The following is a 24,202-nucleotide window of genomic DNA, read 5'->3' as shown; positions in this document are numbered from 1 at the left end:
GTGGCTTGAGGTTGCTGCCTGGGCGGAACCGGTAGCGCGATCCGCCGCGCACCTTGCTGATGACCTGGTAAAGCTATGCGCACGATTGAGTCTCCGGTGCTTTTGGCGGGCGCATTGCGCCGCCTGCTGACCTGGCTGGTTTGCGCATGCGTGGCGCTAGGCGCTTGCACGAATCCCGGTGCGACGCCTAGCGTATCAGCAGGGTCGCAATCGACCCCCGCCATTGAACCGGCAACTCAGGTCTTACCCTCCTGGCAAGACGGCGCGGCACGCACTGCAATTCTCAGATTCATTGCTGACGTCACGCGTGAGGGCAGCGCGTCCTACGTGCCGCCCGAGGGCCGCATCGCTGTTTTCGATAACGACGGTACGCTGTGGAGCGAGCAGCCGGTGCCGTTCCAGCTGTTGTTCATGATCGACCAGGTGAAGGCGGCCGCGCCCCAACACCCGAAGTGGCAACGCGATCCAGCTTTCCAGGCGCTGCTCGCTCACGATACCACTGCGCTTGCCCAGAACAGGAAGGCCTTGCTCCAACTGCTCGCGGTCGCCAATAGCGGCATGAGCGCTGACGAATACGATCGATCGATACGCGACTGGCTCGCCACTGCCAAACATCCCACTTTGCAGCGCCGCTATACAGAACTCGTCTATCAGCCTCAGCTTGAATTACTGGCCCTATTGCGGGCAAATGGCTTCAAAACGTGGATCGTCTCTGGGGGCACAGCAGAGTTCATGCGCGTCTGGGTGCAGGAGGCTTACGGCATTCCGCCGGAACAGGTGGTCGGGACCGAAGAGAAACTGGCGTATGAGGTTCACGACGGCAAGCCTGTGCTGATGCGCAAACCCGGCTTCGCTTTCGTCGACGATGGCCCCGGCAAACCGGTCGGAATTTTTCGGGCGATCGGCCGGCGTCCGATCCTTGCGTTTGGAAATTCCGACGGCGATAGGGAAATGCTCGAATATACGGCCACCGGTCCGGGTGAAACCCTTGCGCTGATTGTTCATCACGACGACGCCGAGCACGAGTTTGCGTACGACCGCCAGTCGCAGCTTGCGCGGCTCGACAAGGCGTGGGACGAAGCCGTCGCGCGAGGCTGGGTTGTCGTGAGCATGAAGCAGGACTGGAAGACGGTTTATTCCGCACCGAAGCCTTAGGGTCAGGAGTCGTTATGCACGATAGCAGCAATGTACAGGCGCAGCCGATCACCTTTGTGCCGACGCAGCATTCAGGCCTTGAACCAATCGTACCGTCGCAAAAAGGTCGCTTTCACACGATGGCAAAACCCATCGGCTCCACATGCAATATCGACTGCACGTATTGCTACTACCTGCATAAGGAACATCTTCTCGATCAGCATCGAGGTCGTAGGATGGAGCCTTCGATGCTTGAACGCTATATCCGCCAATACATCGAAGCGCAGAATGGCGACGAGATCATTTTTTCGTGGCAAGGCGGCGAGCCGACCATGCTCGGTATTGAGTTCTTCCGCGATATCGTCGACATTCAGTCGAGGCATGTGCCTAAGGGACGTCGCATCTCGAACGATCTGCAGACCAACGGGACGTTGCTCGACGAAGAATGGTGCCGGTTTCTGAAACAGAATGACTTTCTGGTCGGACTCAGTATCGACGGACCCCGCGAGTTGCACGATGCGCTTCGTGTAGATCGCAAGGGTCAACCTACTTTCGACAAGGTGATGCGCGGCGTTGAGCTTTTGCATAGGCACGCGGTGAGCTTCAACACGCTCACCGTAGTCAACCGGGTCAATGCGAAGCGCCCACTGGACGTCTATCGGTTTCTGCGGAATGAACTTAATTCAACGTATATTCAGTTCATTCCGTGCGTCGAGCCCAAAGTTTTTCGTGACGTCGCGCCACAGCACTGGTCAGAAGACATGATGCCAATGCTAGGGACGAGCGCGGCAAAGCCAGGTAATGCTGATTCAGTCGTCACAGACTGGTCAGTGGATCCCGACGACTGGGGCTATTTTTTGTCGCGAACCTTCGACGAGTGGCTTAAGAAAGACGTCGGCCGGGTGCTCGTCAACCTGTTCGAGACAGCGGTTGTACAGACCATGGGAAAGCCCGCGCAAACCTGTGTGACGGCAGAGTTTTGCGGCAAAGCACTGGCGATCGAGCACGACGGCGAGGTCTATTCGTGTGACCACTATGTTTATCCCGCATGGTCGCTGGGCAATATTCGCGACACGCATCTTGGCGCGATGGCTTTCTCGACGCAGCAACAAGCTTTCGGTTATGCCAAGCGCGACTCTCTTCCTGCCTTTTGCAGACAGTGCAAACATCTGAAGTTGTGCTGGGGCGAGTGCCCAAAGAATCGCTTCGTACGTAGCCCAGCTGGAGAACCTGGACTGAATTACCTGTGTTCCGGCATTCGGCGATTTCACGACCACGCAGGTCCGGCGCTCAGGCAACTCGCAAAGCAGTCGATTTAGCCATTTTGGGTGCCTGCAACGCGCGGCCACTGGGCTAACAGACGGCTGCGGGTCACGTTGCTGGAAGGTCGGTTACTAGCAAACAAGGTTTTTCCAACGACCGTTTACGGGGGTGTATCTGACTGTCGTGGAGTCGGGCCGAAAGGCCGCAACGGGTCGGAAAGACGCATTGCCGAGTGGCCGCTTCTAGGCAGTTGGATTCCACTGACCGCTTTCCGGCGATGAGTTTGAAGTGTGGACGGACTCAGCCCGACCCACTTCAGTCTTTCGAACCGACGGGATCCCAAGGGCGGCTTTCAAGGTACTTCAGCCCTTCGCTAGGCCAGGTCGAAAATATCTGATGTCGCCCCCGTCTACTCTGCTTTGACGAAGGCCGTCCAAGAAGACATCGCTTCAGATAATTGTTCCACGCAAAGCCGTACAGCAGGTGCGAGAGTTCGCCCTCGATGCACGCACAGCCTCATTGGCCAAGGCTCGATTCCGGGGCCCGTGAGTGGCACGTATTTCATCCCAGGCGGCGCGCTCGAATTGTCGCTGACTATAGCCACACACACACCAGTTTGTGCCACTGACCGCGTCAACTCATAAGAGTTTGTCACGAGAGCGAGTCGTGGCTTTATCTGCGATTGAGCAAACATGCGCACATATACAGCTCTGTTCCCCATCGTCTCGTCCGGGAACGCAAAGTCGAGATCACCACAATCGCTTAGCGTAAGAGTTTTCTTGCTTGCGAGGGGATGCGTTGCCGAAATCAGCAGGCGCTGCTTAACAAAAATCTCTTTGACAATTGAAAGGTCAAAAGAGTCCGGTCCACCGTACACAAGCATGGCGTCCAATGCGTCTTGTATAAGCATTTCGGAAAGGCGCAGCGCGCCATAAGTAACAACATGAAAAGAAATTCCCGGATATTGGTCCCTGAAGTTTTTGATGAACGCCGGCAGAAACGCACGTGTGAAAGCCTCAGATACGCCTAATCGAACCGTGCCTCGCTGCAGCAAGTTGACCGCTTGAATCTGTGTGCGTAGCTCATCCCATTCGTGATCGACCATACGCGCATATTGGAGCATCAGCTCACCGGCCGCTGTAAGCTTAAGTGACTTCTGCCCCGGATGACGTTCAAAAAGCGGTGCTCCTACTTCCTCTTCAAGCAATCGCACTTGTCGTGAGATGGCCGACGCGGCAACAAACAACTGCTCGGCCGCTTTTCTAATTGAACCAACATTAGCGACACCCATAAAATATCTAAGCTGAATGTTATTGATCATGTGATCCACGCGAAATAGTAGTTCGAAAACGTCCAAACTGGACCGATCAACGCTGGGCTCGAGCAGTCTTTCGTCAATCTTACGATGCCGGGCAGCGCCTGCAAGCGGACACCTCGCGGGCCAAAATCGAAAATGTAGCGCGGGGTGCTCGAAATTCGATACGACCGCGCTCCGCTGTTCGATGTAAATTGCGGTTGATATAACGAACCGAGTCGTGACGTAATCAAATCGTTCTGGCTGACGGCAAAACCGCATCGCCCAAAGCAGTTAGCTTATCTATCTACTTTCCGTCTGCGACTGCGTACTACATTTTCTCCCCCCAGCCGCCGCCTCTTCAGCTAAGGGTCGTGAAACTGGCACCCTGCCACCCGAGGTAACGATACATGACTTGCATTGTTGCTGAAGACCGGAATCTATGGGAGTACACGGATGGCCTTCACGTCCAGATTGACGAGGCACAGTCGCGCGCGGACCTGGTCCTCGACAGGGCGTTATCTGCTTCTGGATCGGCTGCTCAATATGAGCAAGTGCGACATGTATTCGACGATCTGGATACTCATCCAGGCGTTCGAGTGATTGTCGTACGCGTAGAAGGCGACCATTTCTCCACCGGGAGTGACGTGGGATGCACAGCCATGCAGCAAGCATGGGATATGAATGCGCCGGCACGCTGTAGAAAATTGGTGATCGCAGTCAATCGCGGACACTGCTTTGGGGCGGCGTTTGGATTTTCGCTAGCGTGCGATTTGCGGATCGTCACGGAAACCACGGTTTATGCACTTGCTCAGCCCTTATTATCAAGCGCCCTCTATAGAAATTGCACAGCGCTGCTTTCTCATATAGTGGGTCCAGGGCGTGCCAAAGATATTGCGCTGCGTTCGCGTTACATCTCAAGCGCAGCGGCATATGAATGGGGCATTGCGACCGAGTTCGCTCCAGATTGCGAACTCAACGACGCAATTGATGCAGTGGTGACCGGACTCATTAGCGTCCCGCCGGACGTACAACTCAAGACTAAACAGTTCTTTAGCAGATAGGCAAGCGGTCAACTGCCAGTCACCACTGACATTAAAGATTGGAGATTTGCGAGATGTGTTTAGATAGAGCAAGATTTACGCGCGAAATAAGCCTACCGCGGCCCCAAAACTCGCCAGGATTTATTGGTTGATGTAGCTGAACGATCCGGCGTCGTCGGTGCGGCCTGGCGCGGAGGACTTTCCAATAGATTTGATCAAAAACTTCGTGTCCGACGTTGGGTTGTACGCCGATTGGCAAGAACTGGATATTTTCAGATGTAGTTGCGGCGGTAAGGACGATAGCGAAATTGCTACAATTGTTCGCGAGGGAAAACGAAGTTCGGAACGGCTTGCGTGTAATAGTGACAAACATTCCCGCTACACTCATTGATTCTTGCCTTGCCGAACCTGGGCACCCGATGAAAGTTCAGTTCACAGGCGCTAGTCGATCCGCTTATCGTATGTATCCGGGGCGACCAATGAAGCAGCAAGCGTGATCGCCGCTAGCGCAATGATCATGATCGAGATGGGCCAGGTCTTACCCTCACTTTCACGCATCAAGATCGCCGCAATCAGCGGCACAAAGCCACCCGCGAGCGCTCCCCCGACCTGAAACCCCATCGAGGCACCCGTATAACGCAGCTGGGTAGGAAACAGTTCCGACATCCAGGCCGACTCAGCCGCGAACATACTGGCGTGACCGAGATTGACGGCAATCACAACCGTGATTGCGATGGTTAACGGATCGCGCGTGTCCAGCAACATGAACAGCGGAAATGCGAAGCCAATCGTAAATACACACCCGGCAATGAAGATAATTCGACGGCCCAACCGGTCTGACAGCCAGCCGAACATCGGTATGGTAACGAGTTCGAGTAGCGCGGCCATCACAACGGCGTTCAGGATCACATCTTTTGATAGCCCGAGGTGTCCGGTGACGTAACTGATCGCGAACACGGTCAACACGACTACCAAACCGATTTCAGATAGTTTAAGGCCGACCGCCAGGAGAAATGAGCGCCGCTGATCCTGAACGATAGCTAGCAGGGGTACGCGCTCGAGCCGGCGTTCTGAAAAGGCATTTTTGAAGGCCGGCGTTTCAGCCACACGCAGTCGTATGAACAGCGCGAGGACCATTAAAATCAAACTCAACCAGAACGGAATGCGCCAGCCCCAACTCAGGAAAGACGCGGAATCGATCGGCGCAAGTAGCGCGAAGGCGCTAACCGAGGTGACGATACCCAATGGCCACCCAAGCTGGACGATGCTTCCAAAAAGGCCGCGCCGGTGGCGAGGAGCGTGTTCGATTGCCAGAAGTACAGCGCCGCCCCACTCACCACCGAGTCCGATTCCCTGAACGACCCGCAGAAGCACCAGGAGAATCGGCGCGGCTACGCCAATCTGCCCGTATGTCGGCAAGCAGCCGATAAGGAATGTGCCGCCGCCCATAATGGCAACTGTGAGCGCAAGAGTGGTGGTTCGACCGAAGCGGTCACCGAAATGCCCAAAGATAATCGCACCGACCGGACGTGCAACGAAGCCAGCCGCGTACGCGCCAAAAGCGGAGATGATGCCGACCACCGGCTCGAACGAAGGAAAGAAGAGCTTGTTAAACACAAGCGCTGTGGCAGTGCCGTACAGCAGGAAATCGTACCATTCGATGACCGAGCCAAGAACGCTTGCAAACAGTACGGTAGTCGCACTTGAATGGCGCGCACGATCTCCTACGGTCGAATGCGAGACAAAGTTTGTCATATCGGTTTCTCGCCGGGGGCTTGCCGATGCGTTGGCTGATGAACAGTCGCATGCGCTACAAATGAAGATCGTGGCAGAGATAGTCTTTGCCACGCCGCGAGTTACATTTTTGCCTTACCGAAACGCCTGCTTCTTTGCGAGGCAGCATTATTCTCACTGAAAGCAAAGCGTCACGTAGAAGCAGGCAGAGTGAAATAGAATGTTGCGCCATACTTCGCGTTATTGAGTGCCCAAAGTCTGCCGCGATGTGCTTCGATCACCGTGCGGCAAATCGCGAGCCCCATACCCATTCCGTCGGCTTTAGTCGTGAAGAAACGCGAGAACATCAAGGGCAAGTCCTGCACTCTGAAGCCCGTTCCGCTGTCTTCCACCATGACCAGAACTTCTTTTCCTTCTGACATGCGCGTCGCAATGAAGATCTTCCTTTTGCGATCCCCCACTTCCGCAAGCGACTGAACCGCGTTGCTGAGCAGATTGATAAGCACTTGCTGCAACTGGGTGCGATCGCCGGAAATAGCGGGAAGTTCGGGCGCAAGCGAGGAGGTACAGATGATGTGGTTTTGCTTGAATGTCTCGCCCAGCAGATCTATCGAGCTTTCGACAATCTCGTTGACGGAAGCATGAGCCGTTGCTGGCTTCTCGCCGCGTGCAAGCCGGCGGATTTGCTGAATCATGTCGGTAGCGCGATGGCCGCTATTGACGATGCGCTGCACGCAATCTTTGGCTTCATCCGCCCCAGCGATTCCCGTCGACATCCATTGCATGCACGCGTGGCCATTCATGACGATAGAGCTAAGCGGCTGTGCCAGCTCGTGCACGACCCAGGCGCCCATCTCGTCTAAAGATCCAGGGCGTTTCTTTCGCGCAAGTTCCTGCCGTGAAGCGTTGAGCTCAAGTTCGCTCAATGCGCTAGACGTGATGTCTATCGCGACTCCAACGTATCGACCAGATAAGGGATCGCGCCGCTCGGGGTGCGCGCAGACACGAACATAGCGCACGCTGCTGCCTGGCAGGATGAGACGCAGGCGCAAGTCCGTGTCTCCCTTCTCTTGAGCCGAGCCTTCGACCGCCTCACGCAGCAGCGAAACGTCTTCTTCACGTATCCGTTTATATACATCGGCTATTACCAACTCGGAAGCCGCATCAAATCCGAAAATCTCATACGTGACCTTGGACCAGGTCACCTCTCCGGTACGAGTATTCCAGCCGAAGAATCCGGCGGAATTGAGCGCCTGGATATCTTCGACAAATTCGTTCACAGGCTCGAGCAAGCTGATGACCTTGTTCGAAAGCGGAGCCTTTACCTCCTGACTGACCACTGATTTTTCGGCATCGCACGAACGGACACGTCGTCCTTCTTTTTTGCTATCGGAAGGGCGTTGCTCGGCTTTGCGTGAAGCTGGTTCCTGTCTGTCGCGAGATCCGTTCATGCCGTGTCTTTTGCCGCAGTTGCGCAAACCGCTTGAGCGAGTTATGTGTGAGGAAACCTCATTCGCTGACCGTACTCGCGATGTTGTCAATTATGCATTCAGTTTCGCAGATGCAACTAATAATTGATGGCTCGTTAGCTTCCCATTCCGAGCGTCGGATAGGCGAGTTGTCTTTCAGGATACAGCGCCGTAGACTTTCGTCATCCGAAGCAGCACGACCGAGAGACGAACGGCGATGGGTCAGACAAATACAGACACGAACCCGCTCCCCGCAGAGCACTCGTTCGTCGTAAAGCGGAGTTCCGGTGCGCGAGCGGCGACACACGACGCCGCAGCCGAAGAAAAGCAGGTTTGCACTCGCTTGAGCGCCTTATTGCGTGACCGAGGACTGACACTCGAGAGTTTAGCCAGCATGTCAGGGCTCAGCGAGGAACACCTTACTAGGGTTATCGATAGCACTGAGGCTCCCCCTTTCGCTACGCTGGCGCGAATCGGCTATTGCCTCGGTGAGGACCTGAGCTATTTCTTCGTCGACGCCCCGGATGATGCTCAAGCAGGCGCCAAGGACTCGCAAGTCTCGATCGTGCACAGCTGGGAGCGACGCCCCGTGTCGAAGGGAGGCGTCGCTTACGGGTTCGAGTTCGTCACGCTTGAACACAATATAGCCCACAAAAAAATGGAGCCATTCCTGTTCACGTTCGCGGAAGGAATAGAACACGAGGAGTACTTCCAGCACCCGGGCGAAGAATTTCTCTATGTGATGTCGGGGTTTATCAAATTTGAGGTGAAGCTCGATGGCCATTTAGAAAGCTGGCAACTGGAAGCCGGTGACTGCCTTTATTTCAATTCGGTTACACCGCACCGCGTGACCAGTCTCCGCGGCACGTCGCAGGTCATGATTATCGTGACCGGCTAAAACGTGATCGCGCCCAATGCTAGCGAAAACCGCAGGACGCGAAAATGCACGCGACAATTAAAATCGATCGTCAACCGGTTTCCACAGCGGGCACATCCAGATCGTGCATCCCGTACCCAGTGCACAAGCCAAAGCACATGCCTGGTGACTTCCTTCGACGGAATAATCCACTCCGCAATACCAGCCGAGGAACAGAACGAGCAATGTAGCGACGAGACTCCATACTGGTCGAGCAGATCGGGAAACACCCACCCGTACTGAGGCCTCGGTCGCGCATAGGAAGACAAATAAAGCGAGTCCCGCCAGTATTGCTTCGGTGATCCAGAGGGCCTGGTCACCACCACGCTGAAGGAAGTTGAGTCCAGTGTACCGGCCAATGGAAATGAGAAGAACAAAGGTAAGCGCAGGCGCCAGCAGCTTCTTCACTTTGATCTCCACTGTAGGGCAGAAAGATCGGGCATCGGTCTAGCGTATTCTGATACCAAGGCGCGGCCTTGTGAATATCCGACTGCAAATTAACTGTGTGCCGCGCGTAATGGAGTCGCGGCAAAGGTCGTTGCCAACCCGTCGACGATCCAAGCTGTGCGGCCACCTTCGACCAGCGTCCGGACCCTATCGCAACGATGGCGCGAGGTTGATCTGGAAGCGCCAGATCGAATCTCTTACTGGTGTAGAGCAGAAAGAGCTACGTCTCATTCGGCAAGGGAATCCGGGCCAAACACTTCGTAGTGGATACGCGTCTCATGGATTCCCATGGCTCGCAGCGAATCGTGTTGCAAACGCATAAAGGAAATTGGGCCACAGATATAGTAATCAGCATCGATGAGCAAAATGGCATTTTTGACAACGTTAAGGTCCACGTGCCCAAAAACGTCATAGTCGACACCTTTGACATCCTGAGGGAGTGGCGCGTCATAGAAGACGGTCAAGCTGAAGTTGCTATGCGCCTTCGCGACCTCCTGCAGGCGGTTGTGCATCGCCTGAAGGCTGCTGTTGCGCGCGCCGTGGATGAAGACCACCTGCCGTTTAGGATCCTGAATTGCGCGGTTAAGCATACTCACCATCGGGGTCAATCCGACGCCCCCGCTGATGAGCACAATCGGGGTGCCGGCGTTGACGTCGATGTAGAAGGTGCCGTACGGCGCCGCTAATCTAACCTCGGTTCCGACGCTGACGTGATCGTGCAACATGCATGAGACGTAGCCTGCCGGCTGAGTAGGAGTGCCGGCCTCACGCTTGACTGAAATGCGGTAGCTATGGCCATTTGGCATGTCGGATAAGCTGTATTGGCGAATTTGTTGTAGCCCCAAGGCGGGAATATCGATCCCGATACTGACGTATTGCCCTGGTTCAAAATTCTCCACCGGACCACCGTCCGAAGGTTCCAGTATGAACGAGGTAATGACGCTGCTTTCAGGCTGCTTCTCGCGAACGACGAATGTTCGCCAACCTGTCCATCCGCCAAGCCTCACATCCGATTTTTCATACAGATCGCTTTCGATACCCATCAACATGTCAGCGAGATTTCCATAGGCCTGCGCCCACGCAGAAATGACCTCTTCAGTGGCGGCATCGCCAAGGACCTCCTTGATGGCTGCCAACAGATAATGGCCGACTATGGGATAGTGTTCTGGCTTTACACCAAGACTCGCGTGCTTATTAGAGATATTTTTAAGCACATGCATCAGACTGCTTGGGTCTTCGATATGTTCAGCGTATGCGTAAACTGCTCGTGCCAGCGACTGCTGCTGTCCCTGTTCCTGATGGGCCATATTAAAAATGTTTTTTAATTCGGGGGTTTTTTCCAGCATATGGCTATAGAAACACTTAACGATTTCGTAGCCGTGCTCGGTCAAGACAGGAACGGTGGCTCTTACGATGTCTTTTGTCTTTTGCGTCAGCATGATTAATCTCCACTAAAACGTTAAAAATGCGAATATACGGTTTGCACGCATAAAATATCTGCACAAACATCTAACGCGGCAGCCTTACGTTATGCCTTGTCATTGCCTTCCGAAGTCTTTCAAATGAATGGAGTCGTCACTGCGACGATGCTAACGAGCTCAGTCGATCAATTTTCCGAACGGACTGAGGAATCCGCGAGCGTTTACGCTAATTGAAACGATTGGATGCTGCTTTCGATCGTGCTTTAGCGTTATTCCGGTGAATTAGAAAATACAGTACGCAATGTCCGCCAAATTTTTGCGCTTGCCGAATACGTCGTGGTGCTCGCGAAGGGGCGGCCTCAAGCAAAACGGTTGTGAGGTGTACGAATGTCTTTTCAGGCCGCGTCGTCATTTTTGTAAATTTTTGTGACGAGGAATTGCGTTCGAGTTGATGGCCTGAATGGCAAGAGCTTTGGTGGTCGCAAAAGACAGCGCGTCGTGCCAGTAGTCGTCAGAAAGATTCCGAACGACCGCGTGCCTATGCGGAGAGGTCAGTCCCGGTTCAGACGTCTAGCGCTACGAACGTTAATTTATGGCCGGCGAGCGACCGCGCGCCGGCCATCAGCCGTCAGTCCTCTGTTTGCTCGGATGGGTAAGGTCAAACCAGGTGCGTAGAAGCAAAGAGAAGTGCCTGCCGTATTGGCTTCTCTGGACTGTGCCTGTCAACGATTTTTACTGATGTCCCTTTTGTGCCTTGATGGTGCGGCATAGAAGAGGCGTTGGATGACGAAACGATTTAAGGGCCTGCGAGCGAGTGACCGACTTTCAAGATATAACTGCCGCTTGAGTGTCCGCATAAAACTTCAATCGTGTGTCTGTTCATGGCCGATCGTGGGAGTTCGCCAGCGGCCGCTTACTGGCGCTCCAGTTCGCTGAACATGGATTCGGCTGAATGACCGGTTTGGAGGAAGCTGTCTGACCGGGTTGGGTCGCGTGCTGCCGATCAGCGTCCGGTAGTGGCCGGCCAAAACCGGACGTTCGACAGCTGCCCGTGATTCGTCGACAATCAAGCCGTAGGTTGCAAGTAGGCCTTCGGTTGGAACACACATAAAGATTTTGCGCGGCGTGCCGTAAGTAAGTGATTTGGGACAGTTATGTCGACGCCAAACGCAGTTGTGCCATCTTCATGGAAGTCGAAGGCAACTTTTCTGATCTCGATGGCCCTATCAGCCATGCTCGCCGCAATCGGAACATACTACTCGACTATGTACGCGAACCTAGCTTCATCTGAGAGCGACCAGGCGACGCGGTATGTGGACTTCCAGATAGCGAAAGAAAACAACGTGACTGGGTTTTTTCAGATTCCAGGCGTTATGCTCTCGTACAAAGATGAGAAGGGGAACTCCCTTAAGGCTTTGAGCCTTGTCAAAGTCGAACTGCAGAATTTCAGCGCGCGCGACATCGCTGGTATAGATCTTCAGATCGATGCGACAACGCGAGATGACTCTCCGCCGGCGCTACAGACCTTTCGTATCGGAAATGGTCCTGCAGAGGATTTCGACGCCGAGAAGAATGTCACGCAGACTATAAAGCATGGGACGCTTTCAATCTCCATTCCTTTGAAGAGCATCAACCGCACCGAAGCGTTCACGCCTGCGCGAACGCTCCTTCTCTATTTCAAAGGGGCGTCGGCGCCCGATGTGGTGGTCTCAACAAATGCTGCAGGGGTCTCCGCTAGGCCGTTCGCATATCAGCACTATCTGGATTCAGAAAATAACCATCAGTCATTCAGCCAGCGATATGGACCGCTGACCGGAACGGTCGGCACCGTCGCACTGCTTGCGCTTTGGTTTGGTTGGTTGGTCCTCGCTGGTCGGAAGCGCGAAGTCGCGAATATGGTTCATGCAGTAGCAGTAGCTGAGAACGTGATCCAAGCGCTCCCATCCCAGCCGATTCCGCCGGAGCAACAGCGTGACTTCGCGAAAAATTTGGTTTTCGAGATCTGGTGCGCAACATACCACCGGGCATGGCGCATCAACAGACTTCTCTCGGTAGCACCTGATCGATCGAAGCTTTGAAACAGCAACGGTAATTGGGAACTGGGGGGGAGTGCTGGCAACGAAGTCAGAGTCGTCCCTCTGATATAGCGGAAGAAGAACGGGGGTGTGGAACCCAAGCATCTTGCCAGTGCTAGGTGACGAGACGCTAGTAGTCAGGGCGACCGCACACTGCAGGCGTCGCCCCCCGCTCCGATCAAACAGTAATTGCAGCTATCTCGCTTTGGAGCTTTCAGTGTCTGCGCGGCGTGGAGCTTAGTTAAACGGAACGACGGGTCCTTCGATTCTGCGCACTTTCGAACGACCGCTTTCGGCATCGGCGTCGGTCCGTTCAGGGTCGAGATCTGCCTCCTTTTCCGTTGGTATCAACGAAGCTCCCATGAAAAAGGCGCCGCTCCCCGAAGGGACGGCGCCTGATTACAGATGTCATGCTAGAAGACCGTCAGACGTCCATCGGACTTATCGTCCCATTCAAGCGGGAGCTTCGCTGGCAATGGCTGGATATACGACGTCCTTGCATTGCTGGCATTCGACGGCGATGCGAATCTCCGCATGGGCTGTGAACAGGCGAAATTCAGTGCCTCCACAGCCGCCGCATCGCATCTCCTTGGCATTTGTCATCACGATGTGGTCCTCCGCCCTTTTCGTTGCTTGGCCACAGGTGCGTCGTAACCAAACCGCGCCCATGCTGCCGGGTCGATCGGAACCGGGTTAGTCCGGCCCGTTGCCAGATTCACGAAAACCGCCGAGTACGACAGCGAGCCCGTACGAAATAGCGTCCACAACAGATTGAATGCCTGTACAGAAATCGCCTGATTGATGACCAGCGACTGCTTGCGCAGCGCGTCTGCCATCGAGCAGGACGGCGTATCGTCGCCCTTGTCGTTCTTGGCGTTTAGCAGATCAGGAAATAGATCACCCACGTGGGGCAGTCTTTCAGGTCGCGGTTTGCCAAACTCGCCGAGAATCACCTGTCCACGATCGGTTTCATTGCCGCAATCAAGGTAGTAACCACACTTCCCCCGCTTTGCGGCCTGAACAATCGCGTGACGTGCACGACGCGAGTCCACACAGCCAATCACGATGTCCGCGTGTAATTTGATGGTCGAATCTACGCGGTGTGGCTCGGCGATCCAGCTCGTTCCCATCAGCAGATTCAGACGATTCACCAGTAACGTCGCCTTGTACTGGCCGACATCGTTTGGATAAAAACCCTGCCTGCCGACATTGAACTCGTTGACTGTATCGTCGTCATACACCACGCATTCGATCCCCCCCGGATGTCCGAGTTCGACCATTGCATGATGCAGACGCGCAAGGGACGGCAACAACGCACTGCCCGTCCCGCCCGCGCCAACCACAACAACCTTCCAGGCACGGCTCGCCATATGAGCAGGAGCAAGATGCAGCTTCTGTTCGTTCATACCGCCCCCCGCGCGAGCACTGCAAGCCAATGATCAGGAATGCCTGCCTGCAGTTCGAAACGGCCCTTGGCGCAGAGTCGCAGCGCAACGGATGGGGTTCGATCGCAATTTCCAAGTACCAGAGCCAGCTTGACGTCGTGCTGGTCGTCCTCATCGTCGGTCGACGAGAAATAAGCTTTGTCACGCCCGTGCGAATGACAGTCAACCACCAGCCATTCGCCCTCGCGTAGTGCCGGTCGCTCATACCAAAGATGCTCCGGTCCGTGCGACAGTGCAGTGAGCCGTTCCAGCCTGAATAGCCCCGTCATCGCGTCCCACACGATCCATGCTCCGGCTTCGTTGGGCAGCGCCACACGCGCGATGCGTGCAAATTCGGCCACGAGATCGGCGGAAATGGAACCGCAGCGCAGATCCGTTTCCTCTTCCACCCGACCATAAGGAACGGCGGTCTGCCACTCGAACGCGCCGAGGCGGCGGACAAATCGTATCCAGGGGCGATGAATTTCCAGAAACACGCCATTAGATGCGATCAGAAGTCGCTCCCCCGGCGTGGCCATCGGCGTGATTGCCTCACGCGTCGGAACCATCACGGACGGAAATGAACGTTGGAGGATAAGGTCAACCGGGTTCATGACTGCCCCCCGGCTTTTCCTGCCACCAGCTTGCCCGCCGTTACGCCCTTCATCGCCACGAGGGCGTGAACCGGAAACGCTTCAAACTTTCCGTCGAGCATATCGGTCCAGAACTTATAAAACCCGCCGCCGTATCGAACGCGGTTGCCTCCATGGTTGGGATGGGTGAACGCGGAGTTGAAAAACCCGTCCTCCCATCCCTTAATAGCGGACACCTCGATACGGCCAGGTACGTTGGCCGAGCCAATGCAGATACGCCCTTCGTTCCACGTGTTGAAGTACGGTGGCTCGAAAAGTGCCGTACCGGCTTCAGGCCGCGCGTCCCCTTTGACGGCGAAGACACGAAAGCCTTCAGCGCCAGCCTGGAAGACAAGTCCGGGATGCGGCACCACGGCGCTGCGTTCGCCAATCTTCTGGCAGCGGAAGAACACCCGCCGCGGGGCTGGTGGGCACCACCACGTCACCGCAGCGGAAGTAACACCCAGCACCGTCGACGGAAGGAACTCCGCCTTCGGCGCGGCATTGCGCTCAAGCTGCACCAACGTATCAATCAGCGCACGGCGATCCAGCGGACGACCGGCACCGATGACGGGGCGCCCCGAAACACGCTCCGACGAAACCGGATGCACGGTCGCGTAGTGCGAGCCGTTCCGGGCCGAATAAAGCAGCAGAGCCGACGACAGCGTCACGTCGTGACTTGTCTGGCCGATCTGAACACCATTCATAAAAATCTCCGTTTTAACCGCTCACAACCAGCGCCAACAGGCGGTCAAGGTGGTGAAGCATGTTCAAGGCGAGGCTCCACTGCGCGTACTGCTCGCGGATACCCTCTCTCGTGTTTGAAAAAGTGATGAAGTTCTCGTACACCGACGCTTCACCGTTCTGGAATTCACCTTCGAGATAATCGTCAAGCATCTCGCTGAGTTGCCCGGTCTGCTCGACGTAAAGCGTGCAGCCCGAATAAAGCGGCCGGGCGTTGTATCCATCGCCGAACAGAGGCCGTTTGCCAGCGCGCCGCAGCAGCCGCGCCAGTGCGAGAAGCTCGGTGCAAACCTGACGGAGCGGTCCCGTTGAACCAGACTGAAGTGCTGATAGCTCGCGTTCTGACAACGCCGGATTGCGGCTCCGTCGGCCAGCAGGCTTCACGGGAATCCGGATGTCATCGGGGCAGATAGCCGGCCGAAGAGCGGACGGCAAATAGCGCCCGAACTCTTCTTCGTCGTCGCCGTACATCTCCGCGAGCCACTCGCGTGATTCCTCATCGGTCGCATTTTCGTCGCCGTTCCAGTGCCGACAGGCCGTTTCAGAGAGAAACCAGCCTGGCGTGCGAATCAGAATGGTTTTTGCGGAAACACGATCGACGAGCGAGAACAGGGTCTTGAGAAGAAGCGGATGAGCGTCGCGAAGCGGCTGCGCACGCTCACCCATCTCATGCACCCATTCGTTTTCAAGCTTCAGGCCCAGATGCAGAGGCGAGGTCGGCTTGAAATCACTTTTCTCGTATTGATGCTCGATGACGTCCTCGACCGCGTTCGTGTCGAAAAGCTCGAGATCAAACGAGAGAAAGCGCAGCGGTGCTCTCACCTGGCGCCCGACCCAGGAAAAAAAAGCCTGCTGGAACGCGTCGACGGGATCTTTTGGATCAGATACGTCAGAGGCGAGCAACGGCCCGTGCCTGAACTGCTGCAGGACGATGCCGTCGAGCGTCGTGTCTGAGCGGTACTGAACAGTGGCTGCTTCTGGTACATCGGATGCGAAGGCCGGAAGCGTTAGAACACAATCGGAAGATCGATATCGGGCAACGGCAGTGCCAGGCGATTGCCCGGCCGCACCGGTGCCTTCTTCGACCGTTCGATCAACAAATGAAGGATCGAAGAGCATCTGCTCACCTCGTCGTTATGAAAAAAAAACGCCCTTCCGGGCGGTTCCTGATTGAACCCGTTTGCCGGGTCGGCCAGAGCCTTGAGCAGATCCTGCTTACGCATGTACGCCCTTTGCCCCCGCTGCGCGGACAAACTTCCAGATGGCCACTTCGCCCGAAACTTCCGGGCCGTCCACCGCGGCAGTCGTCAACTCGGGGTATTGCGCCGAATAAAGATCGCGTACCTGATCGGGTGAAAACGACGGACCCGGATCTGCGAAACGCATGCCGTTATAGGAGAACTCGCGAATGATCGTTGCGATGCTGATCGACATGAGGCCCCCGTTACAGAAGCGACAACAGATCTGTCTGACCAGCGCTACCAGCCGCCGGCACCGATGCTGAAGCATCGGCCGCCGGTTCGCTTGAAGCGCTGCCGTCTTCCATTGCTTCCTCTTCGTTGTCATCGGACCCGTTCGCCGACGCGGGCGCCGGCTTCGAACCCTTCGTGAGGGCTTTCTGTGCCTTACCCACCTGCGATTTTTCGGCTGCCTGCAGGATTTCGGTCGTCACGCTCACCTGTTCAGCCAGAGAGCGACGAGCGCCCTCAAAACGTCCGAGTGAATCGATGAAACCTTCGTCAAGCTCGGTCGGGGTCGCAGTCAGGATTAGCGGTTGCGCGAGCGCAGCCTCTTTCGAGTCATTGCCGGGCATAACAACCACCGCCATCTGATCACCGACCACCTTCAAGGTGAGCGTGACCTTACCGGTCGCACGCACCAACGGTTCAAGTTGCTGAAACATGGAAATACTCCAGAAAAGAGAAACGCCGCGCAGAGGCGGCGTATACATATAGAGAGGAATGGGACGCGATCCGCGTCCCTGGACTTCAGAACTTCAGAACCTTCGGCAGCTTGCCGTCGTAGTCAAATCCATCGACCTTGAGCAGCGCCTCGATAAGTTCCGGCTTCGACTTCGCAAAAACCTTCTTGAAGTTGTCGCCGAGCGCCGCGCGAATACCGAGTTCGTCGGCCAGCACAAGCATTTCGGACTTCGTTATCAACTCCAGAAACTCCTTGTCGAGCTTCCAGTGCTTCTTCAGGTCCAGTTGATGCGACTTGCACAGCTGGATGAGGTTGCTCACTTCTAGCCCCTCGATCGCGGCGAACAGCATCGCAATCATCAGGTCCGCCTGTTTGCCTTCACTCGTCGCCTGCACGAGGTCGATTGCTTTGGGTAGATTGGCCATGGGCGCCTCCGCCTCTGCGATTCGCTGGAAGAACTTACGGAACGCGCTATCGTCGAGTTGACGGGCGTAGCCACTGATCACGATCGATATCAGATACTGGCGAGCCAGTTCATGATTCATACCGATATCCGTGCGCAGTGCCTTACGCCACAGCTTGACGCGGTACGCCTTCACCCGGTCGGACTCGGCGATGACGGTCGCCACCGGACTGGAAGCTGCCGGAGCGCCGATGGATTTGCTGCCAGCACCCGTCGACTTCGGCGCCGGCGCGGACCTCGCACCTTCAGACTTCGGAGGCTGCGACGCCGCCTTATCAGCCTTGATCCGGGCGGCCACCTTCTGCATGTTGCAGACGGTATCGAAGCACTGACCACGATAGACCTTGCCGATTGAGTCAGGCAGACCGCTCACGGCCGCGCCGTAGTTTGCACAGGCATGGCAGGCTTTCGCCTGGTCCAGACCTACGCCATTGGACCCGTCGATCGCGAGCTGCACACGCGTGTTGTTGTCGCCAGCCCGTACGATACGCACGGTCTGGAACTCGTCACGCAGGCCTGCCGCCGTCGTCTCAAGCTGCTTCTCCGTTTTCTCGTTGAAGCAGGTGCGGTTCGTACAGTTGCCTGTACCGATCGCTTCGCCAAACATCTGCGCCTGAGTCGACGAGTTATGCGGGCAACCCGCACAATCCGCTTTGTCGAAAATGGCAGAGGCCAGTGCACACGAAGCCGATTCCACCAGCTTGCGTACATCAGCCACCGACCGCTTTTCAGCGACCACAACGGGCAGGACCTTGTCCTGATTCTCTTTCGAGAGCGCCGCGAGCAGCTCCGCGTGAGCGATGTTGATCTTCCGCTCGCTCAACGCGTCAAGCACAGCAGTCGAACAGTTGAGCAGCGCAAGGCGGCTATCCAACGTTCCGCGTGACCAGCCTAGAACTTTGGCGGTCACGTCGCGATCGCCGCCATGCAGGCCGAGGAGCTCCGCAGCGTCGCGGGCCTCTTCGGCGGGCGAAAGGTTATCGCGCTGGATGTTTTCAGTGAGCGCAATCCGCCGCGCTTCGGCTTCGTCGACGTCCTTTACAACGATGGGCATCTCGTAGTCTTCACCGTGGGCTTCCATGGCGCCTCGATAGCGACGGCCACCCGCGATCACCTCGTAGTCGATGTCGTCGTCGTCGACGACCGGACAAACAAGGATCGGCGTGTCGACGCCGTGTTCTCGGATCGATTCCCTGATTTCCGCCATTGACTTGGGATCAAAGTACGTACGGGGATTGCGACCGAGCCTGATGCGCTTGAGAGGGGCAGTCAGTTGTTGTTGCATTGCAGGTTCTCCAGAGAGGGAACCTGCCCCCGGTCGGGAGTGGTTCCCGATGGGGTCAAAGATGGATGCCGGGCGCGCCGGCGGTTCGATGCGTCAGAGACGCGGTAGATACAGTAAAGATATCGCGCGCCAGATGCGTGAGTTCGTGGAAAGCTGACGAAAACCGACCCGCTTTCGCACAGCCGAAAAAAAACCCGGCACGAAGCCGGGTTTGGACAAGGATATGGATTCGAATAAATAAGCAGGGGCGAACCTGTCAAAAGAGACTCATCTGATCGATCTTCTCGAAAATCGAGTTTGACGGTTTCTCACTGGATACGATTTCTTCGAACAGATCATGCAACGCGAGGCTTTCAGATAGAGGCATGACGTCCTTCGCCGTACCTACGTCAATGACCACGGGCCGGTCGAGAACAGCAGTCTCACCGTCGGCACCTGCATCGGCTTCAGGCTGCGGCTCGGACAGGGAGACCTCAACCGCGACTTCCTCACCCGAGGACTCCGCAGCTTGCTCGCCTGCGATGGCGAGAATCTCCGCCAGCGCTTTTCGCTCGCGCCGTTCAAGTTTTCTGCGCCATCCGCCCATGATGTGAGCCGGGGTGTACCACAAGCCCCAGACATCGAGCGTGAGTGCATTGCCATGAACGACGATTGCCGGGATGTGCAGCAACGACAACTGAACGTAGGCCATATGGACACAGCACGGATCGATGTCGATGCACGTCGCGTGCATGGCCTGCTGGTAGTTAAGCCCCGCATCGTGCAAAGACTCGGCTGCGGCAATCACCATACCGCCGGCGCCGCACGCGGGTTCCTGCAATCGCATGAACCCCGTTTCCCGAACTGCTGCGCCACCATCACCGATCGTCATCATCGCCATGAGACGTGAGACGTGGTAGGGCGTAAAGAACTGACCGGCCCGGGCGTTGCCCAGCTCAAGCATCATGTAGGTCTCGCCAAGAACATCGGTCAACCCACCTGACACCATTGCCGACCCACTGGCGCCCGCCTTGCCCATCGCCTGAACCCGGAGTTCGAGCGATTCGGTCAGCAGACCAAGCATTTCCGGAAAGCGTTCAACCTCTTCGCGCTTGTACTTGCCGACGATGTCGAGATAGCGCTTCTCACGAACCTCAAACTGCGTGCGGTCGACGCTGTTGCTAATAGCGAGCGCGCAGAGTTCCACGAAGTCGGAGAAAACCGAGTGAAGATGATGCCCGTGAGAGAACGACTGGATCAGCTTCACGAGGGCCTTCTGGCACGCGTCTGCGGTGAGGTCGTGTTTTCGTTGTGCGGAACTGCGACTCATCGTGCCTCTCCTGCCCGATCGCTCAGGACGGAAAGCTGAGCCTGCAGAACGCTCCACAATTTATCGAAATCCGGCACCTCGCCGCGCGCGAGGGACTGCTCAATGTCGAAGCCAGCGACCTTGAAAACGGTCTCCTGAAACAGAACCGGCCGGGCCGATCCTTTTGCGAAGTCACTGCGCGCCTTGAAGATCATCCTGTTGGCGAGCGCTTCGTACGTCCGGCGCAGTTCGTCCTCGATCTGCGTGGTTTGCAGAACGCGCACGGCCGGCTCACCGATCTGCCCGAAAAGCCGGGTCTCGGTAGCGGCGACCGCACGGTAATGACGCCGTGCTGCTGTCTGTGCGTCGATAAAAGTTTGGATGAAGTGATTGAACATGGCGAATTCCAGATGTGATCCGGAGCGCCCCCAAAGGGGCGCGCCCCAGTGGGTAGATGAGAGATGTGCGTTAAATGCCGTAGTGCTGGCGCACCAGCCGACGCCGTTCGGCGAACGGCCGGCCAAGCGTCACGGACAGTGGCGCGTCCATTACCAGATGTCGTAGTGCTGCTGCTCGAAAATGGGCTGAATACCGCTTTCTCGCTTTGACAATCCCGAGCAGCTGTTCATGCGAAAGACCATGGGTCTGCCAGATCATCAGGCCGAATCGGAGAATGCGTTGTCGGTGCATGGCGTGCTTCCGGAAATGACGGGTGCACGCCCGCCGGGTGTGGGACCCGTCGGGGAAAGTAAGAAAACGTCTGCCTTGGGCAAACGTTCGGTCGATGCGTCGAGGACGCGAGTGATGCACAGATGGTAGCGCCCACCCCCGGTTCGTCGACGCCAGAATGACCGCAAATTAGATACGGCTTTCGGCGATTACCCATCCGCCGCGTTGCGCCATCCTTATCCACACAAATCGCAGGATAAGTCTGTGGATTACTTTTCCAACGCCATGCGGGGCGTGGCTTGTGTCGGTGGTGCTTCACAATGAGGCAACGACGAGCCGTCGGTCCGGCTCAGCGTCTTAGCCCGGAAAGCTCAAGGAAAAGATATCGCTTTGTGAGAGGCCATGCGCCTGCACGATCGATGGATCGTCCAACAAAGCTGCAGCAACTTGTGCTATCTGAGACCGGTGTGAAACTGGAAACTCCGACAATTGCAGCAGACGCGCGTGCGGGTGCACCGGGGAGTTGAGGGTCCATGTGTCAAAACCCACGCCCTCTCAACAGGATCGGCTGAACCATCAAGCGCCGGTCCCGTTAAAGAGAAAATCGCAGCGCCTCGGTGGCCGTTATGCGATGTGCCACTCACCTTCACCTTGCCCGTGCGGTCGCGCCACTAGCGCTCGCTATCGTCCTGCATACGCGCGCGTGCGGCCTGAATTGACTGATGCAGTTTGGCTTCCAGTGCTTCGCGTGGCGGAAGGACCGTCAGGTATTCGGCGACGTGAATCCCACTCTTTCCAAGCTCGAGCAACTCGATCTGCTCCTGTTTTTTCCCCGCGCACAGAATGATGCCGATCGGTGGCTGCTCGTCGGGCTCCTGCTCATACCTGGCCAGCCAGCGCAGATAGAGTTCCATCTGGCTTTTGTATTCGGCTTTGAAGTTCCCAAGCTTCAACTCAATCGCGACAAGGCGCTTAAGCTTGCGGTTATAGAACAGCAGATCCAGATAAAAGTCGTCATCATCGATCTGCAATCGTTTCTGCCGGGCGACAAACGTAAAGCCCGCGCCAAGTTCCAGAAGAAACTGCTCCATCTCCCGAAGGATGGCATCCTCCAGGTCCCGTTCAAGATAGCGATCATTCAGCCCAAGAAAATCGAGGAGATAGGGATCCTTTAACACCAACTCAGGCGTCACCTGCTGCGCGCTCCTCAACTGCGAAAGCTCCTGCTGGATCACTTCCGTTGGCTTACGCGAGAGCGCGCTGCGTTCGAATAGCATTGACTGAATTCGCTCCTGCAGCTGACGCGAAGACCAGCGCTCGAGTTTGCAGAGTTCGATGTAGAAGTTTCGTTTGAGCTCGTCGTCTATATAGATCAAGGCCTTCAGGTGCGTCCAGCTCAATTCTCTCCGCACTGCGGAGAAAATCGCCTCATCGGGGAAGACTTCCGCCGCCCGGAGGCAGTGGCGCAATTGCTGCTCGCTCCATCCGCGCCCGTACTCGGCGGTCAGCCTGCGGGCCAGCGCGCCCACCAACTGCTGGCCGTACTCGGCCCGCTCGCCGTGCAGCACGTCTTCGCGAACGCGTCTGCCGACCTGCCAGTACAGCAGCGTTAGCTCGGCGTTCACCGATGCAGCCACTCGCGCTCGAGCGCCAGTGATCAGCGATCGCACGTCCTCGAACAGAGAGCTGGGAAGTATTAATGCCATGGATGAAGCCCGGTGTCGGAGGTTGGTTAGCACAAGTGGGCACGTTACCGGAAACACCGCCGGCCCGGAACACTCCCCGTTCGACCGCCGTTGAATTCTCTCCGCACCGCGGAGAGAATTCGTGCCGGTCTAACCTTCGCCATGCCAGCGCCCTTTCTGTCGACAAGGAACTCGAGCCAGTGGCCCCGCGCCTCCATCCCGACCTGACTTAAAAAAAGCCCAAATTCACCGATGCGATCATCAATTTCTTCAGACTATTCATTTTCCTTGAACAATTGCCCTTGCCAGTTGTAAAAGCCGCATCTCTCGCGTTAAATTCGACCGATAATTTCCAATAATGAAGATGTGCGAGAGATCGGTAAAATGTACGAACAGCTTTATCCATGTGATCACTGCGGCGGACGAGGGACCGTCGGCCTGTCCCAACGTGTCGTCGCAGAGATCGGGGACACCGGCTTTGATTACGGCCATTTCGGCCGACAGTCGGGTCCTCCCAAGCTCGGAGATACGCTCCGCCGGCCGCCATATGCGCCGCAAACTGAGCGACTGGCGTGCATTTACTGTTCCGAATGCGGGATGTCAACGCCCTGGTTTCCTTATTCCGAGAACGAATGCGACGCGTTGAAGGAAGCTGCAACAGTTTGGAACAGGCGTCTGGCTCGGCCCAAAGTCACGGAAGGGGATCTAAGAGATCTGGTCGAAAAGGAGCTTGGCGCGTGCGATGCCCAGATGGTCATCGATATGCTTGCCCGCAACACCGAGGATTGGCAGACTCGAGGCCCGATCTTCGCCATCCTTGCGCAAAGGCTCGTCGACGCGTCTGTAGCCACCATCGACAGTTGGCCCATCGAGCCTGTGCTGCGCGACGCTGCGCGTTACCGCAAGCTGGTACAGCTCGTGAAGTGGGTCGATATTGACGGAGACCGGAATATCCAGTTTCCCTTGATTCCGACGCCAGGCGAGCATTCCGACCTGATGTTCGAGGACCGGATCGCCCTTGCGATCGACGGGATGCCTGACCGCGACAGATGGTGAACACTATAAGTCGCGGGGCTTTTCGGAGGAGATTCTTCTTGCACCTGCACAAGTGCAGCGATCCGATCGACATTCCAGATCCCGAACCGGGGACCGCCTGGCCGCCCGGCAAGCCAGGTTCCCATCCCTGAATTAACAAGCAGCCTGGCGAAATCCTGGCCAAAAAAAAGCCGACCCTGGGAAAGAGTCGGCTTGCTAAAGAGTTCCGGCACATCCGAGGGCCAATGCCAGAACCTG

Annotated in this window: 22 protein-coding genes; 6 read left to right on the top strand and 16 right to left on the bottom strand. The window is 56.4% G+C overall.

Features of this window, described 5'->3' with window-relative positions; all coding sequences use genetic code 11:
* Positions 1–75: 75 nt before the first annotated feature.
* Together P3T18_RS05085 and P3T18_RS05080 are read left to right on the top strand one after the other, a co-directional pair.
* Positions 76–1,155 carry an HAD family hydrolase gene (locus P3T18_RS05085; RefSeq protein ID WP_429298808.1) on the top strand — a complete coding sequence of 360 codons (1,080 nt, stop codon included), beginning with the start codon at positions 76–78 and terminating at the stop codon, positions 1,153–1,155.
* A 14-nt stretch (positions 1,156–1,169) separates the two neighbouring features.
* Positions 1,170–2,453 carry an anaerobic sulfatase maturase gene (locus P3T18_RS05080; protein WP_429298807.1) on the top strand — a complete coding sequence of 428 codons (1,284 nt, stop codon included), beginning with the start codon at positions 1,170–1,172 and terminating at the stop codon, positions 2,451–2,453.
* Positions 2,454–2,806: 353 nt separating this feature from the next.
* On the opposite strand, the gene P3T18_RS05075 is transcribed toward P3T18_RS05080, so the two are convergent.
* Positions 2,807–3,718 carry a LysR family transcriptional regulator gene (locus P3T18_RS05075; protein ID WP_429298806.1) on the bottom strand — a complete coding sequence of 304 codons (912 nt, stop codon included), beginning with the start codon at positions 3,716–3,718 and terminating at the stop codon, positions 2,807–2,809.
* Between the two features lie 383 nt (positions 3,719–4,101).
* On the opposite strand from P3T18_RS05075, the gene P3T18_RS05070 reads away from it, so the two are divergent.
* Positions 4,102–4,755 carry an enoyl-CoA hydratase/isomerase family protein gene (locus P3T18_RS05070; RefSeq protein WP_429298805.1) on the top strand — a complete coding sequence of 218 codons (654 nt, stop codon included), beginning with the start codon at positions 4,102–4,104 and terminating at the stop codon, positions 4,753–4,755.
* Positions 4,756–5,175: 420 nt separating this feature from the next.
* Here the strand turns inward: P3T18_RS05070 and P3T18_RS05065 are convergent, their stop codons facing one another.
* Entirely contained in the window at positions 5,176–6,489 is a 1,314-nt protein-coding gene (locus P3T18_RS05065) for an MFS transporter (protein ID WP_429298804.1), read from the bottom strand.
* A 170-nt stretch (positions 6,490–6,659) separates the two neighbouring features.
* Positions 6,660–7,919, bottom strand: a complete 1,260-nt coding sequence (locus P3T18_RS05060; RefSeq protein WP_429298803.1) for a sensor histidine kinase — start codon at positions 7,917–7,919, stop codon at positions 6,660–6,662.
* Positions 7,920–8,331: 412 nt separating this feature from the next.
* Between P3T18_RS05060 and P3T18_RS05055 the strand changes: the two genes are divergently transcribed.
* Positions 8,332–8,835 carry a cupin domain-containing protein gene (locus tag P3T18_RS05055; RefSeq protein ID WP_429298802.1) on the top strand — a complete coding sequence of 168 codons (504 nt, stop codon included), beginning with the start codon at positions 8,332–8,334 and terminating at the stop codon, positions 8,833–8,835.
* Positions 8,836–8,892: 57 nt separating this feature from the next.
* Here the strand turns inward: P3T18_RS05055 and P3T18_RS05050 are convergent, their stop codons facing one another.
* A complete protein-coding gene (locus P3T18_RS05050; RefSeq protein WP_429298801.1) occupies positions 8,893–9,261 on the bottom strand; it encodes a hypothetical protein in 369 nt (122 codons plus the stop codon).
* 266 nt (positions 9,262–9,527) lie between these two features.
* Positions 9,528–10,739: an NO-inducible flavohemoprotein gene (gene hmpA / locus P3T18_RS05045; RefSeq protein WP_429298800.1), complete on the bottom strand. Its 1,212-nt coding sequence runs from the start codon at positions 10,737–10,739 to the stop codon at positions 9,528–9,530.
* Between the two features lie 1,295 nt (positions 10,740–12,034).
* On the opposite strand from hmpA, the gene P3T18_RS05040 reads away from it, so the two are divergent.
* Positions 12,035–12,799, top strand: coding sequence for a hypothetical protein (locus P3T18_RS05040; RefSeq protein ID WP_429298799.1), 765 nt, complete (start codon positions 12,035–12,037; stop codon positions 12,797–12,799).
* Between the two features lie 599 nt (positions 12,800–13,398).
* On the opposite strand, the gene P3T18_RS05035 is transcribed toward P3T18_RS05040, so the two are convergent.
* From P3T18_RS05035 to P3T18_RS04985, 11 genes are all read right to left on the bottom strand, one after another.
* On the bottom strand, positions 13,399–14,202 hold the full coding sequence (locus P3T18_RS05035) for a PRTRC system ThiF family protein (protein ID WP_429298798.1): 804 nt from the start codon (positions 14,200–14,202) through the stop codon (positions 13,399–13,401).
* Positions 14,199–14,834, bottom strand: coding sequence for a PRTRC system protein A (locus P3T18_RS05030; RefSeq protein ID WP_429298797.1), 636 nt, complete (start codon positions 14,832–14,834; stop codon positions 14,199–14,201). Before P3T18_RS05030 ends, P3T18_RS05035 begins: the two co-directional genes overlap by 4 nt.
* Positions 14,831–15,559: a PRTRC system protein B gene (locus P3T18_RS05025; protein WP_429298796.1), complete on the bottom strand. Its 729-nt coding sequence runs from the start codon at positions 15,557–15,559 to the stop codon at positions 14,831–14,833. Before P3T18_RS05025 ends, P3T18_RS05030 begins: the two co-directional genes overlap by 4 nt.
* 13 nt (positions 15,560–15,572) lie before the next feature.
* Positions 15,573–16,715, bottom strand: coding sequence for a PRTRC system protein F (locus tag P3T18_RS05020; RefSeq protein ID WP_429298795.1), 1,143 nt, complete (start codon positions 16,713–16,715; stop codon positions 15,573–15,575).
* A 96-nt stretch (positions 16,716–16,811) separates the two neighbouring features.
* Entirely contained in the window at positions 16,812–17,030 is a 219-nt protein-coding gene (locus P3T18_RS05015; protein ID WP_429298794.1) for a PRTRC system protein C, read from the bottom strand.
* A 10-nt stretch (positions 17,031–17,040) separates the two neighbouring features.
* A complete protein-coding gene (locus tag P3T18_RS05010) occupies positions 17,041–17,499 on the bottom strand; it encodes a PRTRC system protein E (RefSeq protein WP_429298793.1) in 459 nt (152 codons plus the stop codon).
* Between the two features lie 85 nt (positions 17,500–17,584).
* Complete coding sequence (locus P3T18_RS05005) at positions 17,585–19,267, bottom strand: PRTRC system ParB family protein (protein WP_429298792.1); 1,683 nt, start codon at positions 19,265–19,267, stop codon at positions 17,585–17,587.
* Between the two features lie 256 nt (positions 19,268–19,523).
* Positions 19,524–20,576, bottom strand: a complete 1,053-nt coding sequence (locus P3T18_RS05000; protein WP_429298791.1) for an N-6 DNA methylase — start codon at positions 20,574–20,576, stop codon at positions 19,524–19,526.
* The gene (locus tag P3T18_RS04995) at positions 20,573–20,953 is read right to left on the bottom strand and encodes a hypothetical protein (RefSeq protein ID WP_429298790.1); all 381 of its coding nucleotides are present in this window, start codon (positions 20,951–20,953) and stop codon (positions 20,573–20,575) included. The genes P3T18_RS05000 and P3T18_RS04995 overlap by 4 nt, the downstream gene beginning before the upstream one ends.
* A 70-nt stretch (positions 20,954–21,023) precedes the next feature.
* The gene (locus P3T18_RS04990; RefSeq protein ID WP_429298789.1) at positions 21,024–21,245 is read right to left on the bottom strand and encodes a hypothetical protein; all 222 of its coding nucleotides are present in this window, start codon (positions 21,243–21,245) and stop codon (positions 21,024–21,026) included.
* Positions 21,246–21,895: 650 nt separating this feature from the next.
* Entirely contained in the window at positions 21,896–22,930 is a 1,035-nt protein-coding gene (locus P3T18_RS04985; protein ID WP_429298788.1) for a PDDEXK nuclease domain-containing protein, read from the bottom strand.
* A 363-nt stretch (positions 22,931–23,293) separates the two neighbouring features.
* Between P3T18_RS04985 and P3T18_RS04980 the strand changes: the two genes are divergently transcribed.
* Entirely contained in the window at positions 23,294–23,965 is a 672-nt protein-coding gene (locus tag P3T18_RS04980) for a Lar family restriction alleviation protein (protein ID WP_429298787.1), read from the top strand.
* The last annotated feature ends 237 nt before the right edge of the window (positions 23,966–24,202 follow it).

Source organism: Paraburkholderia sp. GAS199 (assembly GCF_050436585.1).
GTDB lineage: Bacteria > Pseudomonadota > Gammaproteobacteria > Burkholderiales > Burkholderiaceae > Paraburkholderia.
Note: the sequence above shows the minus strand (reverse complement) of the source record. Positions and strands in the feature narration are given on the sequence as shown.

Coding starts and splice junctions, on each gene's coding strand:
- P3T18_RS05085 (WP_429298808.1), top strand. CDS start 76: ATGCGCACGATTGAGTCTCCGGTGCTTTTGGCGGGCGCATTGCGCCGC.
- P3T18_RS05080 (WP_429298807.1), top strand. CDS start 1,170: ATGCACGATAGCAGCAATGTACAGGCGCAGCCGATCACCTTTGTGCCG.
- P3T18_RS05075 (WP_429298806.1), bottom strand. CDS start 3,718: ATGATCAATAACATTCAGCTTAGATATTTTATGGGTGTCGCTAATGTT.
- P3T18_RS05070 (WP_429298805.1), top strand. CDS start 4,102: ATGACTTGCATTGTTGCTGAAGACCGGAATCTATGGGAGTACACGGAT.
- P3T18_RS05065 (WP_429298804.1), bottom strand. CDS start 6,489: ATGACAAACTTTGTCTCGCATTCGACCGTAGGAGATCGTGCGCGCCAT.
- P3T18_RS05060 (WP_429298803.1), bottom strand. CDS start 7,919: ATGAACGGATCTCGCGACAGACAGGAACCAGCTTCACGCAAAGCCGAG.
- P3T18_RS05055 (WP_429298802.1), top strand. CDS start 8,332: ATGTCAGGGCTCAGCGAGGAACACCTTACTAGGGTTATCGATAGCACT.
- hmpA (WP_429298800.1), bottom strand. CDS start 10,739: ATGCTGACGCAAAAGACAAAAGACATCGTAAGAGCCACCGTTCCTGTC.
- P3T18_RS05035 (WP_429298798.1), bottom strand. CDS start 14,202: ATGAACGAACAGAAGCTGCATCTTGCTCCTGCTCATATGGCGAGCCGT.
- P3T18_RS05030 (WP_429298797.1), bottom strand. CDS start 14,834: ATGAACCCGGTTGACCTTATCCTCCAACGTTCATTTCCGTCCGTGATG.
- P3T18_RS05025 (WP_429298796.1), bottom strand. CDS start 15,559: ATGAATGGTGTTCAGATCGGCCAGACAAGTCACGACGTGACGCTGTCG.
- P3T18_RS05020 (WP_429298795.1), bottom strand. CDS start 16,715: ATGCTCTTCGATCCTTCATTTGTTGATCGAACGGTCGAAGAAGGCACC.
- P3T18_RS05015 (WP_429298794.1), bottom strand. CDS start 17,030: ATGTCGATCAGCATCGCAACGATCATTCGCGAGTTCTCCTATAACGGC.
- P3T18_RS05010 (WP_429298793.1), bottom strand. CDS start 17,499: ATGTTTCAGCAACTTGAACCGTTGGTGCGTGCGACCGGTAAGGTCACG.
- P3T18_RS05005 (WP_429298792.1), bottom strand. CDS start 19,267: ATGCAACAACAACTGACTGCCCCTCTCAAGCGCATCAGGCTCGGTCGC.
- P3T18_RS05000 (WP_429298791.1), bottom strand. CDS start 20,576: ATGAGTCGCAGTTCCGCACAACGAAAACACGACCTCACCGCAGACGCG.
- P3T18_RS04995 (WP_429298790.1), bottom strand. CDS start 20,953: ATGTTCAATCACTTCATCCAAACTTTTATCGACGCACAGACAGCAGCA.
- P3T18_RS04990 (WP_429298789.1), bottom strand. CDS start 21,245: ATGCACCGACAACGCATTCTCCGATTCGGCCTGATGATCTGGCAGACC.
- P3T18_RS04985 (WP_429298788.1), bottom strand. CDS start 22,930: ATGGCATTAATACTTCCCAGCTCTCTGTTCGAGGACGTGCGATCGCTG.
- P3T18_RS04980 (WP_429298787.1), top strand. CDS start 23,294: ATGTACGAACAGCTTTATCCATGTGATCACTGCGGCGGACGAGGGACC.